The sequence below is a fragment of the Streptomyces cyaneus genome, assembly GCF_004028635.1.
In the GTDB taxonomy this organism is placed as follows: Bacteria; Actinomycetota; Actinomycetes; order Streptomycetales; family Streptomycetaceae; genus Streptomyces; species Streptomyces cyaneus.
Genome location: NZ_RQJW01000016.1, coordinates 16285 through 31317 on the forward strand (window position 1 = coordinate 16285; position 15033 = coordinate 31317).

Sequence of the window (15033 nt, forward strand, 5' to 3'; positions counted from 1 at the left end):
TCAACCGATCGTGGGCTTGGCGGTACTTCGGTCCGGGACGGTCGTTGGGTCGGTCGTGATCGATGACGACTTCCCCGTGATGACGAGTACCGGCGCCGGGCGGACAAGCCGCCGCCGGTTCGCCCTGGCGCTGGTTCCCCTGCTGGTGGGTGCCTGCGTCCTGCTGGCTGGTAGTGCGGCAGGTGCCGTGTCCGTGGCGTTCGCGGGGGAGGTTCCGGTCACCGTGCATGCCGCGCGGGTGTCCGCCTCGGGTGTGTCGGCCTCCCCGGCCGCCTCGGGCCGTGGCGGACTGTTGCCGGCGCTGGCGACGCGGGTGGAGCAGGCGACGGTGGAGGATGCCTGCGTCACCTCCACAGCCCGCCTGCCGGTCGTCGGAGCGGTGACCGCCGTGGTACGCATCGAGCGGGCCTCGGCCACTGGCCTGACGGTTGAGGCAGGCAAGGCCACGGCCCGGTCGGTGAAGCTCTCCGGCGCGAAGTTCAGCACCCCGCGGGTGTCTCTGCGGGAGCCCACGGGCCTGTTCACCGTCGGCGCGCAGAAGGTCAGCGGCAACACGGTGACCACTCAGCCGCATGCCTTCACTGCCGGGACGATCACCTCCCGGGGTGTCTCCATCGACGTGCGCCGGGATGCGGGCGGCTGCGAGCCGGGAGCGGCCCGATGAGTACGGCGATTCGGCCTGGCCGGCGGTGCGGCCTGCAAGAGTGGCGGCGCAGTCGCCCGTTCGCGGCGGGGCTGCTGTTGGGCCTCGGCGGGCTGGAGTTGATCTGCGTCTCCTGGGTGGGGCTGGGCTTCCTGCGGTTCACGGGTACCGCGGGCGCCGCCTCGTGGGCCCTCGGTGCGCTGTTCGTCGTCGCCGGTGTGACGACGTGGCGCAACCCGGCCCTGCGTTACTTCTCCGGCGTCCTGGCCGCAGTGCTGTCCCTGGTCAGCCTGGTCGCCGCCAACCTCGGCGGCCTGCTGCTGGGCTTCCTGCTCACCGCCGTCGGCAGTGCCCTGGCCCTGGCCTGGATCCCCCAGCAGGCGCCCGCGACCCCACAGGAGGCGTGAGGTGAGGTCCCCGGCTGTACCCGCCGCGCGGGTCTACCAGCGCAGCGGCATCCACGACGTGGCCCTGCGCCGCGGCTACGAGGCATGCCGCCGCGCCACCCGAGCGACGGGCGAGATCGAGTACGCCGTCTCGCTGCTGCTGCCGCCTCCACTGCGAACCGCCACCTGGGCGCTGTACGGCGCCGTACGGGCCGTGGACGACCTGGCCGACGCATCCTGCGGCACAGAAACCCCCGGCAGCAGCAGCGGATCCGGCGGCGGGACGGATCCGGGGCGGGCCGGACGGCTGGAGGCATGGATCTCGGGGTTCGACGCGGACCTGCGCGACGGCCGGAGCAGCGACCCGGTACGGCAGGCCCTGATCCACACCATGCTGACCTGGAACCTGCCGCCGGGGTTTCTGCACACGCTGTTCGAGGAGCTGCGCCAGGACGTCCAGGGGCGGCAGTTCACCACATGGCAGGAGTGGCGGCACTACAACAGCCTGGTCAACACCCCGCTCGTGCTACGCGCGGGCTCACTGCTGCTGCGGGCTGCGGGGGTGTCCGCCGAGCCGGAGGCGATCGCCGCGGGCGTGCCGGGGGCGGCGGTGGCGTGGCAGACCGCCGTCGACGGCCTCTACCTCACCGACGCCCTCGTCGACCTCTCCGACGACCTGGCCCGCGGCCATGTGCCGCTGCCGCAGGAAGCCCTGGACGAGGTCGGCGTGTGTCAGGCGGACCTGCTGGCCCGGCGCGCCACCCCGGCGTTCGAGGAACTGGTGCGCCGCCTGGCCGACCGGGCCCGCGCATGGCTGGACCGCACGCCGCTGCCACCGGTGATGCACCCGGCGGTCGGTGTCGCGCTCGGCGCCTACACCGACCTGTACCGGCTGCGCCTGAAGTCCGCGGCCGACGACCCCGCCGCGCTGCTGCACCGCCGCCCGGCCCTGCCGCGAGGCGCCCGCCTGCGCCTGCTGCTGCCCGCCCGGGCGAAGGCCGCGCTGGCCTGGGGCCTGTTCCCCTTCCCCATCCGGTCCTGCCCGCCGGACCCCGCGTCGGCAGACGCGCCCGAAGCGGCCGGCCGGGCCGAGGAGAGGCGCACGGGGGCCGCCCAGCGGCGTCCGACGGTCCCTCCGACCCCGCACCCGTCCGGCGCCCGCCCGCCCCAGCTGCCCGCCGAGGCCATGCCGCGCCACGTCGCGATCGTGATGGACGGCAACGGCCGTTGGGCTGCCGCCCGCGGCCTGCCGCGCAGCGACGGCCACCGGGCGGGCGCCGACGCTCTGATCGACGTCGTCCACGGTGCCCTGGAGATCGGCCTGAAGCACCTGACCGTGTACGCGTTCTCCACCGAGAACTGGAAGCGCCCTGCCGACGAACTGCACGCGCTGATGCACGAGATCCCCGAGGGCCTGCGCCGCCTGACGGACGACGGTCCGCCACTGGACGTCCGCGTGCGCTGGGCCGGCGTACGTTCCCGCCTGCCGGCGGACGTCATCGAGACCCTCGTCGAGGCCGAGCGGACCACCCGTGACCGCACCGCGCTGACCCTGACCATGTGTGTGAACTACGGCGGCCGCTGCGAGATCACGGCAGCCGCGGCCAAGCTGGCCCAGGACGCGGTCGCCCGGAGGATCGACCCCGGCTCCGTGTCCGAGCATGCCTTCGCCCGGTACCTGCACGTCCCCGAACTGCCCGACGTCGACCTGCTGTTGCGCACCGGCGGCGACCAGCGGACCTCCAACTTCCTTCCCTGGCAGGCCACCTACGCCGAGTTGCTGTTCCTCGACACCCCCTGGCCCGAGGTGGACCGACGCGACCTGTGGGAGGCGATCGAACAGTACGCCCGCCGCAGCCGCCGCTACGGCTCACTCCCCCGCATCCCCGCCCAGCTCTCCACCACCGGGCCTTCGAAGCCATGACGGAACACGGGCTTTGTCACGTGAGTATCTAGAACTCTGCGGTGCGCTGGTTCACGGTGGTCCCTCCTGTCCGGCCTTGTCCGGCACTATCCGGCGCTGTCCGGCTCTATCCGTCTGGGGGATCCATCAGTGAGACGAAGGCGATTTGTCGCAGGGGCGATCGGCGCACTTTCGGGGATCGCGCTCGGCCCGGATCCAGCCCGGGCCGACGAGCCGACGCCCCGTACGCAAGGCTGGCAGGCTGTGCCGGCGCCCGGCAGCACTCCGGCCGCGCAGCTGCGCCGTATCGCCGCAGTCGGAACCCATCTGGCCTGGGCGGTCGGTGAGGAGGGCCGTGCCGGGCCGTCGCAGGGGCGGGGGCTGGCCATGCTGTGGAACGGCAGCGCCTGGACGAAGACCGACCTGTCGCACCTGAACCACACGCGGCTGAGCGACGTCGCCGGGGTCTGCTCCACCGCGGCGTGGAGTGTGGGCCAGCCTGCCGGGAACGGCAGCCCGCTGCTGCGCTGGGACGGAACCACCTGGCGCGAAGCAACCTTCCCGGGCATTGGCGAGCCGGACGTCCGGTTGAACGCGGTGGCGGTCGGCCAGGACCGACGGGTGTGGATCTGCGGCAGCCGGGGCGGCGCCGTCCGTCTGCTGCACTGGGACGGGCAACGATGGCAATGGCTGGACCCGTTGCCCGTCGCGAGCGCGAACCTGTACCGGGTCGTACTGCGCTCGCCGGGCGAGGTCTGGGTGAGCGGCGACCAGTCGAACGGCGGAGGATGGTCCGGGCTCGTCGCCCGCTGGGACGGAGCGTGGACGGTGCTGCCCCCGATCGCGGGCCTGCGTCTGGGGATCGCCGATCTTCACTCGGCCGGCCCGGACGACGTCTGGGCAGTGGGCACGGAGGCCGGCGTCGGCGGGCCGCCCGGCCGCCCCGGCAACCCCGCCCTGAGCCACTGGGACGGCACGGCCTGGACGCGGGTGGAAGCGGGCTTCACAGTCGGGTCGTTGAGCGGAATCGCGGGCGATGCGCAGGGTCGCGCCGCGTGGATATCGGGCTGGAACTACCAGGACCAGAGCCGCAGCACGTACCTGCGCCGGGACGGCGACGACTGGACCGTCGTTCGCGGCCCCGCGGGCGCGGCGCCGGCGCCGTATCTCAACGGCGTGACGTCGATTCCGGGTACCGCGGGGTTCTGGTCGGTGGGCATGACCAGTCCCACGCCGGCTCCGCCGACCGAGGCGTACACGGAACGCATCGAAGCCTGACGCGGATTCCGTACGGAGCCGGGGCCGAAATCCAGCCACCTGATCCACGACAGCCGGGGCCCCGCGATGCCCTCGCGCGGGCCCCGTCCAACGGCGGGTCAGGCGCCGGCGTGCCCGCGTTCGCGCCACCACGAAGCCGACCAGGCAAGCAGCGCACCGCCCGCCGCGTAGGCGCCGAGCACCCAGAGTGCCGACGAGGTGGCGTTGCCCGAGAAGTACACGGTGTTGCGGACCAACGTGGTGCCCGCCCCGGGCAGGAGCCGGGGCCGAAATCCAGCCACCTGTTCCACGACAGCCGGGGCCCCCGCGATGCCCTCGCGCGGGCCCCGTCCAAGGGCGGGTCAGGCGCCGGCGTGCCCGCGTTCGCGCCACCACGAAGCCGACCAGGCGAGCAGCGCACCGCCCGCCGCGTAGGCGCCCAGCACCCAGAGTGCCGACGTGGTGGCGTTGCCCGAGAAGTACACGGTGTTGCGGACCAACGTGGTGCCCGCCCCGGGCGGCAGGGCCTGGCCGATCGCGCTCCAGAACGCCGGGAGCAGCGGCGCCGGGTACACACCGCCGGAGCTCGGGTTGCCCAGCACCACGAAGAGGAGGACGACCACGCCGGTGCCGAGCAGGCCCAGCAGGGTCTGCAGCGCGAGCGCGGTCGCCGCCGAGGCGAGGACGACGAGGGTGCCGATGCCGCTCAGGGCCCAGAAGTGGCCGCCGAGCGCGTCGAACACCGGTCCCACGATCACCGCTCCGGCGATGCCCGACACGATCGCGTACGGGACGAGGACGGCGAGCCGGATGAGGGTGCGGTGCCGGTTGGCGGGCCGGGAACCGGCGGCCATGCCCATGATCGTCGCCGTGAGGTAGCCGCCGATCACCCAGCCGAGGACGAGGTAGAAGGACGTCATGCCGCGCCCGTCGCCGGAGTTCGGGGACCGGATGTCGGTGACGGTGATCTGGCGCTTTTGCGCCGCCTCGATCTTCTGGGCGATCTGCGTGGCGGTCTGCGACACCGAAGGCCCGCCCGCCGAGGCGACCAGGAGGGTGTCCTTGGTGCCGGTCGCGTCGAAGAGGAAGGCGGCGTCGGCCTTCCGGGTGAGGACCCACTGGCGGGCGGCGGCGCTGCTGGGTGCCGCCGTGGCCTCGACCGGGGTGCCGTCGAGGGCGTTGAGCTGGGCGACGATCTTCGCGGACGCCTGCTGCGGAGCGGCCACCGCGACCGGGATCCGGTGTGGCGTGGGCGAGTGGAAGGCCCCGACGTAGGAGACGACGAAGGCGAGCTGGACGAGCAGGCCGCCGAGCACGAGCCCGAACGCCCGGAGCGTCACGGCGTCCCTCAACTCGGAGGCGAAACCAGGGGACTTGGCGGCGGAGTCGACGGGGGCGTCGGCGGTGTCTGCGGCGGAGTCCGTGGGGGATATGCCCGAGGACGGGCTGGACTGGGAGTTCACGCGGCTGATGATCGCACGGGGGCGTGAACGAGCCCCTCGGTGTGGCTGTCGTACGTCGCGCCGCCTCAGCCCTAAGGGACTGTTAGGACTTCGTTCGCGCTGTTGAACGGCCCTGTCGTGCCGTCGACTCTGTGTGCTCCCGGGCCGCAGACAAGGGAGTTTTCGATGGCCACACAGACCACGCCCGTGAGCGCGCAGCAGTCGCGCCGCACCGAACGCAGGGTCGTCAGCAACATCGTGCGCGGATCGATCGGCAACCTGATCGAGTGGTACGACTGGTACGCGTACACCGCGTTCAGCGTGTACTTCGCCGCCGCGTTCTTTCCGTCCGGCGACCAGACCGCCCAGCTGCTGAACACCGCCGCGGTGTTCGCCGTCGGGTTCCTGATGCGCCCGATCGGCGGCTGGATCCTCGGCCGCTACGCCGACCGCCGTGGCCGGCGCGCGGCGCTGACGCTGTCGGTGACGCTCATGGCGGCCGGTTCGCTGATCGTGGCGCTGACCCCGTCGTACGGCTCGATCGGGGTCGCCGCGCCGGTGCTGCTGGTGACGGCGCGGCTGCTGCAGGGGCTGTCGGTCGGCGGTGAGTACTCGACGTCGGCCACCTACATGTCGGAGGTGGCATCGCCGGGCCGGCGCGGCTATTACTCCAGCTTCCAGTACGTCACGCTCATCGCCGGCCAGTTGACGGCGCTCGGTCTGCAGATCGTCCTGCAGCAGGTGCTCAGCGCCGCCCAGATGGAGGCGTGGGGCTGGCGGGTGGCGTTCGTCGTCGGTGCGGCGGGGGCGATCGTGGTGCTGTGGCTGCGGCGCGGCATGGACGAGTCGGAGAGCTTCGAGCGGGCGGCGGCCGAGGGAGACGACGGCAAGAGCGGTGGGCCGGCGCGTGGCAGTCTGCGGATGCTGCTGTCCTACCCCCGGCAGTGCCTGGTCGTGGTCGGGCTGACCATGGGCGGCACGCTGTTCTTCTACACGTACACCACGTATCTGCAGAAGTTCATGGTCAACACCAGCGGTATCGCCAAACCGACGGCGGCCTGGATCAACTTCTTCGCGCTGCTGGTGTTCGTGGTGCTGCAGCCGGTCATGGGGCTGCTGTCCGACCGGGTGGGGCGCCGGCCGATGCTGATCGCGTTCGGCGTGCTGGGCGCGGTGGTCGTGGTGCCCTCGCTGACGTTGCTGTCGCACACCAGCAATCCCGTGTACGCCTTTCTCCTCATGGTCGGGCCGCTGGCGGTCAGCTCCCTGTACACCTCGATCAGCGCGGTGGTGAAGGCCGAGCTGTTCCCGACCTCGATCCGGGCACTGGGCGTCGGCCTGCCGTACGCGCTGACGGTGGCCGTCTTCGGCGGGACCGCCGAGTACGTGGCCCTGTGGTTCAAGAACGCCGGTCACGAGAGCTGGTACTTCTACTACGTCACCGCCTGTGTCCTGATTTCGCTGCTCGTCTACATTCGGATGCGCGAGACGTCCCACGGATCGCCGCTGGAGACCGAGACCCGCGACCACTGACGGAAGGGAGGCGACCGTGCGCGTGCTGCTGGCCGAGGACGACGACGGGGTGGCCGACGCCCTCACCGAGGCCCTGTACGAGCACGGTCATCTGCCCACCCGGGTGCGGCGCGGCGAGGAGGTCCTCGTCCGCCACCGGCGGGCCGACCTGCTGCTGCTCGACCTCGGCCTGCCCGACCTCGACGGCCTCGAGGTGCTGCGCAAGCTGCGCGCGGTGAGCGGTCTGCCGGTGGTGGTCCTCACCGCGCGGGGCGACGAGCGGTCGGTGGTGCGCGGGCTGCGGTTGGGCGCCGACGACTACCTCGTCAAACCGGTACGGCTGGCTGAGCTGCTGGCCCGTATCGAGGCCGTCACCCGGCGCAGCGCGACGGCCGCCGCCCCGGCGCCTCGTATCGTCCGCGCCGATGACGTCGAGGTCGACCTGGACGCGCGTCGGGTGACCGTCGGCGGCGCCGAAGTACGGTTGACCACCAAGGAGTTCGCGGTCCTCGCCGCGCTGGCGACCAGGGCCGGTACGGCGGTCAGCCGCCAGCAGCTGATGGACGAGGTGTGGGGCGACGCCTACCTGGCGGTGTCCCGTTCGCTCGACGTCCATCTCACCCAGCTGCGGGCCAAGATCGGCCGGCCCGAGGTGCTGACCACGATCCGCGGCTTCGGCTACCGGTTCGGCGGCTGAGCCGGCAAGGGCCCTCATATGCGTACCCGGGTGTTGACCGTCGTCCTGGCCTTCGCCGTGCTCGCGGTGGCCGGCTTCGCCGTCCCGTTGCTGGGCGTCACCGCCACACAGCGCACCGAGCAGCTCCTGGCGGCCCGCACCGCCGACCTGGACCGCTTCGCGGGGCTGGCCGAGCAGGCCGCCGAGAGCGGCGACACCGGCATACTGACCGCCGAGGTGAGCCGGTACACCGAGCTGTACGGCGAGGCGGTCGTGGTCGTCGACGCCCGCCGCGCCCCGGTGACGCAGACCGGCGGCATGCGCGCCGCCGACCCGGCCGTCGCCCGCCTGGTCGACGCGGCGCTGCGCAATCAGCCCGTCTCGCCCGGAGGCACACTGCGCCCCTGGTCCCGCGGCGACAAGCTGCTCGCCCGCCCGGTGGGCACCGGCACCCGGGTGTCCGGCGCGGTGGTGCTGCGGGCCTCGGTGCGGGCCGCCGCCGACGACATCGCCCTGCGCTGGGCTCTGGTCCTGGCCGGCGCGGGCCTGTTCGCGGTGGCGTGCGTGCTGCTCGCCCGCGCCGCCACGCGGTGGGTCGTACGGCCTCTGCACCGCCTCGACCGCGCGGTCGGCACGCTCGCGGCCGGGCTGCCGGCCGAGCACGCCAGGGCCGGCGGCCCACCCGAACTGCGCCAGCTGGCCACCGGCTTCAACCGCATGGCCGACGCGGTGACCACCGCACTGGAACAGCAGCGCCGCCTGGTCGCCGACACATCCCACCAGCTGCGCAACCCGCTCGCCGCACTGCGCCTGCGCATCGACTCACTCCAGCCCCGCCTGCCCGACTCCGCCACCCGCACCTACACGGGCGTGACCGCCGAACTCGAACGCATGGAGCACCTCCTCGACGACCTGCTCGCCCTCGCCAACGCCGAACACCGCGCCGGTGAACTGGCCGTGACGGACGGCTCGCAAGCGTGCTGCGACGCGAGGGCGGTCACCGCCGCCCAGGCACAGCTGTGGCAGCCGTTGGCCGAACGGGCGGGAATCCACCTGGAGTTCTCCCCCGGCCCCGCCGTCCTCACGTCCTGCACGGAGGGCGAACTGGCTCAGGTGGCCGACATCCTGCTGGACAACGCGATCAAGTACGCCGGCAGCCGCGCCCGCGTCGAGACGCGCTGCTTCACCGAGGGCCAAGACGCGGTGTTCGAGGTACGGGACGACGGCCCGGGTCTCGCCTCCGGCGAGCTCCCCCAGGCCGGCACCCGGTTCTGGCGCTCCGAGCGGCACCGCGCGGTGCGCGGCAGCGGCCTCGGGCTGGCGATCGCCGAGCAGCTGGTGGCCGGCCGTGGCGGACGCGTCGAGTTCGCGGCGGCCGAGCCGCGCGGCCTGCGGGTCCGGGTCCTGCTCCCCCGCGCCGAGCGCGGGGCGTCCGGCCAGAAGGGGCTTACGGCATGACCGGCCCCGCCCGCCGCACCGCACTGCGCGCCGCCCTCGGAACGGCGTGCACCGCCCTGCTCGCCACCGCAGCGACGGCCGACGCCCGGCACACGGACCGCGGTCCGAAGGGCAGGCTGCGCATTGCGACCGGCGAGTCCGGCAACTTCTACGCGGCCTTCGGTCGGCTGCTCGCCGAGCAGGTGACGGCGGCCTACCCCCAGCTGTCCTGCGAGGTGATCAACAGCGAGGCCAGCGTGGCCAACATTCGGCTGCTTCGAGCACGCCGGGCCGACGTGGCCCTGTCACTGGCCGACATCGCGGGGGCCGCGTACGCCGGCTCTGCACCGTTCGGCAGTCGGGTACCGCTGCGTGCCATCGGCCGGGTCTACGAGAACTACCTTCAGCTGGCCGTGCGCGCCGACGCGCGGATCCCCACCGTCGCCGACCTGGCCGGGCGCACCGTCTCGCTGGGCGCGCCCGCATCCGGCGGTGCCGTCCTCGGCGACCGACTGCTACGGGCCGCGGGCCTGACTCCGGGCACCGACGTCCGCGTCCGCCATCTGTTGCTGCCCCAGGCGGTACGCGCCATGCGGGACGGCGCGATCGACGCCCTGCTGGTGTCGGGCGGCCTCCCGCTGCCGGCACTCTCCGGCCTCGGCGTCCGCCCCGGCATCCGCCTCCTGCCGCTGGCCGACCTCCTGCCCCGCCTGCGTGCCGACGCGGGACTCTTCGCCTCGGGTGTGGAGCCGGTGACGGTGCCGGCCGGGGCGTACCGCGGAACGCCCGAGATGACCACCATCGGCGTGGCCAACCTGCTCCTGTGCCGCCCCGACCTGCCGGCGCCCGTCGCCGCCGCCCTCACCCACGTCCTGGTGCGCCGCGCCACCCGGCTCGTCCCCACCACGGCCCTCGGCACCCAGTTCCTCGACGCCCGCAGCCTGATCTCCACCGGGGTGGTGCCCCTGCACTCCGGGGCGGTTGTCGCCTACCGCGAGCTGCACGGCTAGCCACTCCTCCCGGAGCCGGAATTCGTCGTTCGTCGGCGCCTACCTGCAAGGTTCTTTTCGAGTTCGTCGTCGCCACCACCGTCCAGCCCAGCGGGGCGGCGGAGGAGGATCTCGGCGCGCTGAACCTCTACGCTCGCAAGCCCGGCGCCTTCACCGAGGCCGGCGAGCTGGCCGGCTGGCTGCCGGCCTCCCACGCCGCGGTCGCCTTCTCCAGCGCCCGCACGCACGCCCAGATGGAACATGCCGTCGCCACCCGTCCTGATCTGCGAGCGCGCGGCCCTCTGCCATGACAGCACTCTGTCATGGCCACGCGGGCGGCTCCCCCGGCTCGTGGTCTGAACCAGAGGAGCCTGGCCGGACCAGCCCCCAATGGGTACGCCGCTGAGCCGGCCTGAACGCCAAGTCCCCAGCCCCGGGCATTTCACTCGGACCGAGGCCGTCACATTGCGAGTGCGTCGCCGCACCGAGACGCGTTCAGGGAGCGCCGCGCGCGGCCGATTCGATCTCAGGCCGCCAGATGTGGAGAATCATGACCATGAGCGAGAACGTGTTTTTCAAAGTTTCGGCCGGTGGCGAGGACCTCGGCCGCATCGTCTTCCGACTTTTCGACGACGTGGTGCCCAAGACCGCGCGCAACTTCCGTGAGCTGGCGACGGGCCAGCACGGGTTCGGCTACAAGGGTTCGCCCTTCCACCGGGTCATCCCGGAGTTCATGCTGCAGGGCGGTGACTTCACCAACGGCAACGGCACCGGCGGCAAGAGCATCTACGGTGAGACGTTCGCGGACGAGAACTTCCAGCTCAAGCACGACAGGCCGTTCCTGCTGAGCATGGCCAACGCGGGTCCGGGCACGAACGGCTCGCAGTTCTTCGTCACCACCGTGGTGACGCCGTGGCTGGACGGCAAGCACGTCGTCTTCGGCGAGGTCGTCGAGGGCGAGGACGTCGTCAAGGCGATCGAGGGCCTCGGCAGCCGCTCGGGCGCGACGGCCAAGAAGATCGTCATCGACGACTGCGGCACCGTCGCCTGACGACCTTGCGCAGGGGGCAGGCCCTGACGGGCCTGCCCCGTCGCAGCCGCGGTCAGTGTGACTCGCGGCTCACCTCCGAGCCGCTGGACCCCACGAGGAAGTCGAGATCGGCGCCGGTGTCGGCCTGGAGGACGTGGTCGATGTAGAGGCGTTCCCAGCCGCGCCGGGGATCGGCGAAGCCGGCCACGGTCGCCTTGCCGGGGGTTCTGCGGGCGAGTTCGTCGGTGGGTACGTCGACGTCGATGCGGCGGGCCTCGACGTCCAGGGTGATGAAGTCCCCCGTCCGCACCAGTGCGAGGGGGCCGCCGGCCGCGGCCTCGGGGGCGACGTGCAGGACGACCGTGCCGTACGCCGTGCCGCTCATGCGGCCGTCGCAGACGCGGACCATGTCGCGGACGCCCTGTGCGAGAAGTTTTTTCGGCAGGGGCATGTTGGAGACCTCGGGCATGCCCGGGTAGCCCTTGGGGCCGCAGCCGCGCAGGACTAGGACCGAGTCGGCGTCCACATCCAGGTCCGGGTCGTCGATACGTGCGTGGAAGTCCTCGATGGAGTCGAAGACGACGGCCCGGCCGCGGTGGCGCAGCAGGTGCGAGGAGGCTGCGGCCGGTTTGATGAGGGCGCCGTCGGGTGCGAGGTTGCCGCGCAGGACGGCGATGCCGCCCTCGGCGACCAGGGGTTCGGCGCGGGTGCGGATGACCTCGGTGTCCCAGATCGGGGCGTCGTCGAGTGCGTCGACGAGCGGCTTGCCGGTGACGGTGAGGGCGTCGGGGTCGAGCAGGTCGCGGACCTCGCGCAGCACGGCGAGCAGGCCTCCGGCGCGATGGAAGTCCTCCATGAGGAAGCGGCCGGCCGGCTGGAGGTCCACCAGGACCGGGACGCGGGAGCCGATGCGGTCGAAGTCGTCGAGACAGAGGTCGATGCCCAGGCGGCCCGCGATGGCCAGCAGGTGGACGACGGCGTTGGTGGAGCCGCCGATGGCGGCGAGCGCGACGATCGCGTTGTGGAAGGAGGCCTTGGTGAGGATCGTCCCGGGCCGGCGGTCGGCGCCGATCATGTCCACCGCCAGTCGGCCGGTGTGGTGCGCGGCCTGAAGCAGACGGCTGTCGGGGGCGGGGGTTCCTGCCACGCCGGGGACGACCGTGCCCAGGGCCTCGGCGACCAGGGCCATCGTGGAAGCGGTGCCCATGGTGTTGCAGTGGCCGCGGCTGCGGATCATCGCCGACTCCGAGCGGGTGAACTGCTCCTGTGAGAGCGTCCCGGCCCGCACCTCCTCCGAGAGCCGCCACACGTCGGTGCCGCAGCCCAGGGGTGTGCCTCGGAAGGTCCCGGTGAGCATCGGGCCGCCGGGTACGACGACGGCGGGCAGGTCCACCGACGCGGCGGCCATGAGCAGCGACGGGATCGTCTTGTCGCAGCCGCCCAGCAGGACGACGCCGTCGATGGGGTTGGCCCGCAGCATCTCCTCCGTGGCCATCGCGGCCATGTTGCGCCAGAGCATGGCGGTGGGCCGTACGTTCGTCTCGCCGAGCGACACCACGGGCAGATCCAGTGGGATGCCGCCCGCCTCGTACACGCCGTCGCGCACCGAGGAGGCGACCTGATCGAGATGGGCGTTGCAAGGGGTCAGGTCCGAGGCCGTGTTGGCGATGGCGATCTGCGGTCGGCCGGTGAAGGCGTCGCCGGGCACGCCTCTGCGCATCCACGCCCGGTGGATGTAGGCATTGCGGTCCTGTCCCTCGTACCACTGTGCGCTGCGCAGTCTCACCATGGGACCTCTTCCAGCAGTCGGTACGGAGGTCTACAGTCTGGAACGCCATGGAGCATACGCAGACGTACGACGGATCGACAGCCCTCGGCGCGAACGGCTCAACTGCCGCCGACGGCAACCGTCTTGTGGGCTCGGACCGGGTGCTGGCGGTTCTCAAGGAGCTCGCCCGGTATCCCGACGGGGTGGGGCTGGAGGAGCTGACCCGGGTCGTCGCCAGTCCGAAGCCGACCGTCCACCGGGCGCTCGGCGCGCTACGGCGGGCCGGACTGGCCGAGCAGGACGTCCGCGGACGCTACGTACTGGGGGACGAGTTTCTGCGTATGGCGTTCGCCCATCACGAGGCCCGCCCCGAGCAGGTCCGTGTCCGCCCCGTGCTCGAAGCGTTGGCGCACCGGTTCGGCGAGACCGCGCACTACGCGGTGCTCGACGGCCGTGAGGTCGTCTACCGCGCCAAGGTCGACCCGCCCACCGGTGCCGTCCGACTGACGTCGACGATCGGCGGGCGCAACCCCGCCCACACCACCGCCGTCGGAAAGCTCCTGCTCGCCCGGCGGTTGGGCACGGTGGAGGAGGTCGCGGCGTGGATCGGCGACTGCCCGCTGGAGCGTCGTACGGAACGTTCCTTGGGTACGGCCGCCGCCCTGCACGACGATCTGACGGCCACGCGTGAGCGGGGATACGGCGTCGACGACCAGGAGAACGAGATCGGGGTCAACTGCCTTGCCCTCCCTGTCTATCCGACCTCGCCCACAGTCCCTTCCGGGGCCGTGAGCGTCAGCGCGCTGGCGTACCGGACCCCGTTGACATCGCTTGTCGAGGCCCTCGACGACATCCGCGACCTGCTCGGCCCACTCGGCGAACCCCACTCCTGAGAGGACCCTCGTGTACCTCATACGCCGCGACACCGCCGTCTCATGCGCGCGTTCGTCCTGACCGCGCCCGGCGCGTACGAGGTCCAGGACCTCCCGGCACCGGTGGCCGCACCCGGTGAAGTCGTCGTCGACGTCGAGCGGGTCGGTGTGTGCGGGACCGACGTGGAGTTCTTCACCGGTGCCATGGCCTACCTCCATCAAGGACACTCCACCTATCCGATGAGGCCGGGTCACGAGTGGGCCGGGCGCGTGGCGGCGGTCGGCGACGGCGTCGACGCGGGCTGGATCGGCCGCCGTGTCATGGGGGACACGATGCTCGGCTGCGGCAGCTGCCGCCGCTGTCTGCGGGGTCATCAGCATGTGTGCGACAAGCGCCAGGAGGTCGGTATACGGGGAGCGCGGGCCGGGGCCCTGGCGGAGCAACTCGCGGTACCGGCGTCCTCGTTGCACGCCCTGCCCGACTCGGTCGACGCCGTGCTCGGCGCGCTCGTGGAGCCGGGCGGCAACGCCCTGCGCGCGGCGCGGGCGGCCGGGCTCCACGCCGGGGACCGTGCTCTCGTACTGGGTCCGGGGACCATCGGCCTGCTGGTCGCGATGTTCCTGCGGGCGTCGGGCGCGGAAGTCCACCTGCTGGACCGCGCCGACAGCTCGCCCGCCTTCGCCCACGCCCTGGGCTTCGAGCACGTGTGGGACGAGCATTCCCTTCCGGACGTGCCCTTCGACGCGGTCGTCGACGCCTCGAACGCCGCCCATCTGCCGGACAAGGCAGTGGAGTTGGCCGAACCGGCCGGCCGCGTCGTGTACATCGGGCTCGCGGGCGAGCCGAGCAGGATCGACACGCGCGCGCTCGTGCTGAAGGACGTGACCGCGGTGGGTATCCTGTCCGGCTCTCCCGGCCTGGACGCGACCATCCGGGCCTACGCGTCGGGAGCCGTCGACCCCAGGCCCCTCGTCGCTGCCACGGTGGGCCTCGACGAGGTCGGAGCGGTGCTCGCGGGCAAACGGCCGGAGGGCGCGGGACCCGGCCCCAAGATCCACGTGGACCCGCGATCCGGTGCTGTGACCGCACAGGTGCGACGGGTGGGGCGGTGAGGTTT

The 15033-nt window shown here is 72.4% G+C and carries 13 protein-coding genes and 2 pseudogenes; 12 read left to right on the top strand and 3 right to left on the bottom strand.

What is annotated here, in order from left to right:
* Positions 1 to 55: 55 nt before the first annotated feature.
* The 4 genes from EHO50_RS38110 to EHO50_RS38125 all read left to right on the top strand — a co-directional run bounded on the left by EHO50_RS38110 (position 56) and on the right by EHO50_RS38125 (position 4210).
* Positions 56 to 664 (top strand): DUF6230 family protein, encoded by a 609-nt coding sequence (locus tag EHO50_RS38110; RefSeq protein ID WP_128436252.1) that lies wholly within the window; start codon positions 56 to 58, stop codon positions 662 to 664.
* Positions 661 to 1050: a DUF6114 domain-containing protein gene (locus EHO50_RS38115; RefSeq protein WP_128436257.1), complete on the top strand. Its 390-nt coding sequence runs from the start codon at positions 661 to 663 to the stop codon at positions 1048 to 1050. Before EHO50_RS38110 ends, EHO50_RS38115 begins: the two co-directional genes overlap by 4 nt.
* A gap of 1 nt (position 1051) precedes the next feature.
* A complete protein-coding gene (gene uppS / locus EHO50_RS38120; protein WP_164905070.1) occupies positions 1052 to 2953 on the top strand; it encodes a polyprenyl diphosphate synthase in 1902 nt (633 codons plus the stop codon).
* Between the two features lie 129 nt (positions 2954 to 3082).
* Positions 3083 to 4210, top strand: coding sequence for a ligand-binding sensor domain-containing protein (locus tag EHO50_RS38125; protein WP_128436266.1), 1128 nt, complete (start codon positions 3083 to 3085; stop codon positions 4208 to 4210).
* A 98-nt stretch (positions 4211 to 4308) separates the two neighbouring features.
* Here EHO50_RS38125 and EHO50_RS38130 read toward each other — a convergent pair.
* Together EHO50_RS38130 and EHO50_RS38135 are read right to left on the bottom strand one after the other, a co-directional pair.
* Positions 4309 to 4470: pseudogene (locus EHO50_RS38130) on the bottom strand (DUF3533 domain-containing protein); the annotation flags it as partial.
* A gap of 81 nt (positions 4471 to 4551) precedes the next feature.
* Positions 4552 to 5652: a DUF3533 domain-containing protein gene (locus EHO50_RS38135; RefSeq protein WP_246101797.1), complete on the bottom strand. Its 1101-nt coding sequence runs from the start codon at positions 5650 to 5652 to the stop codon at positions 4552 to 4554.
* Positions 5653 to 5817: 165 nt separating this feature from the next.
* On the opposite strand from EHO50_RS38135, the gene EHO50_RS38140 reads away from it, so the two are divergent.
* The 6 genes and pseudogenes from EHO50_RS38140 (at position 5818) to EHO50_RS38165 (ending at position 11296) form a co-directional block, all read left to right on the top strand.
* Positions 5818 to 7164 carry an MFS transporter gene (locus EHO50_RS38140; RefSeq protein WP_128436271.1) on the top strand — a complete coding sequence of 449 codons (1347 nt, stop codon included), beginning with the start codon at positions 5818 to 5820 and terminating at the stop codon, positions 7162 to 7164.
* A gap of 16 nt (positions 7165 to 7180) precedes the next feature.
* Positions 7181 to 7840: a response regulator transcription factor gene (locus EHO50_RS38145; RefSeq protein ID WP_128436275.1), complete on the top strand. Its 660-nt coding sequence runs from the start codon at positions 7181 to 7183 to the stop codon at positions 7838 to 7840.
* A gap of 18 nt (positions 7841 to 7858) precedes the next feature.
* Complete coding sequence (locus EHO50_RS38150) at positions 7859 to 9277, top strand: sensor histidine kinase (protein ID WP_128436280.1); 1419 nt, start codon at positions 7859 to 7861, stop codon at positions 9275 to 9277.
* Positions 9274 to 10266 (top strand): TAXI family TRAP transporter solute-binding subunit, encoded by a 993-nt coding sequence (locus tag EHO50_RS38155; RefSeq protein ID WP_128436285.1) that lies wholly within the window; start codon positions 9274 to 9276, stop codon positions 10264 to 10266. The genes EHO50_RS38150 and EHO50_RS38155 overlap by 4 nt, the downstream gene beginning before the upstream one ends.
* Positions 10267 to 10367: 101 nt before the next feature.
* A pseudogene (locus EHO50_RS45460) lies at positions 10368 to 10523 on the top strand (antitermination regulator); the annotation flags it as partial.
* A 278-nt stretch (positions 10524 to 10801) separates the two neighbouring features.
* On the top strand, positions 10802 to 11296 hold the full coding sequence (locus EHO50_RS38165; protein WP_128436289.1) for a peptidylprolyl isomerase: 495 nt from the start codon (positions 10802 to 10804) through the stop codon (positions 11294 to 11296).
* A 52-nt stretch (positions 11297 to 11348) separates the two neighbouring features.
* Here the strand turns inward: EHO50_RS38165 and EHO50_RS38170 are convergent, their stop codons facing one another.
* On the bottom strand, positions 11349 to 13064 hold the full coding sequence (locus tag EHO50_RS38170; RefSeq protein ID WP_220096491.1) for an IlvD/Edd family dehydratase: 1716 nt from the start codon (positions 13062 to 13064) through the stop codon (positions 11349 to 11351).
* Positions 13065 to 13111: 47 nt separating this feature from the next.
* Here EHO50_RS38170 and EHO50_RS38175 point away from each other — a divergent pair, with 47 nt between their 5' ends.
* Both EHO50_RS38175 and EHO50_RS38180 read left to right on the top strand, forming a co-directional pair.
* Entirely contained in the window at positions 13112 to 13936 is an 825-nt protein-coding gene (locus tag EHO50_RS38175) for an IclR family transcriptional regulator (RefSeq protein ID WP_128436294.1), read from the top strand.
* Positions 13937 to 13978: 42 nt separating this feature from the next.
* Positions 13979 to 15028, top strand: a complete 1050-nt coding sequence (locus EHO50_RS38180) for a zinc-dependent alcohol dehydrogenase (protein ID WP_128436297.1) — start codon at positions 13979 to 13981, stop codon at positions 15026 to 15028.
* The last annotated feature ends 5 nt before the right edge of the window (positions 15029 to 15033 follow it).

What these genes read in the sequence shown, in the direction of transcription:
- EHO50_RS38115 (WP_128436257.1), top strand. Translation starts at nt 661, where the DNA reads ATGAGTACGGCGATTCGGCCTGGCCGGCGGTGCGGCCTGCAAGAGTGG.
- EHO50_RS38140 (WP_128436271.1), top strand. Translation starts at nt 5,818, where the DNA reads ATGGCCACACAGACCACGCCCGTGAGCGCGCAGCAGTCGCGCCGCACC.
- EHO50_RS38150 (WP_128436280.1), top strand. Translation starts at nt 7,859, where the DNA reads ATGCGTACCCGGGTGTTGACCGTCGTCCTGGCCTTCGCCGTGCTCGCG.
- EHO50_RS38155 (WP_128436285.1), top strand. Translation starts at nt 9,274, where the DNA reads ATGACCGGCCCCGCCCGCCGCACCGCACTGCGCGCCGCCCTCGGAACG.
- EHO50_RS38165 (WP_128436289.1), top strand. Translation starts at nt 10,802, where the DNA reads ATGAGCGAGAACGTGTTTTTCAAAGTTTCGGCCGGTGGCGAGGACCTC.
- EHO50_RS38170 (WP_220096491.1), bottom strand. Translation starts at nt 13,064, where the DNA reads ATGGTGAGACTGCGCAGCGCACAGTGGTACGAGGGACAGGACCGCAAT.
- EHO50_RS38175 (WP_128436294.1), top strand. Translation starts at nt 13,112, where the DNA reads ATGGAGCATACGCAGACGTACGACGGATCGACAGCCCTCGGCGCGAAC.
- EHO50_RS38180 (WP_128436297.1), top strand. Translation starts at nt 13,979, where the DNA reads ATGCGCGCGTTCGTCCTGACCGCGCCCGGCGCGTACGAGGTCCAGGAC.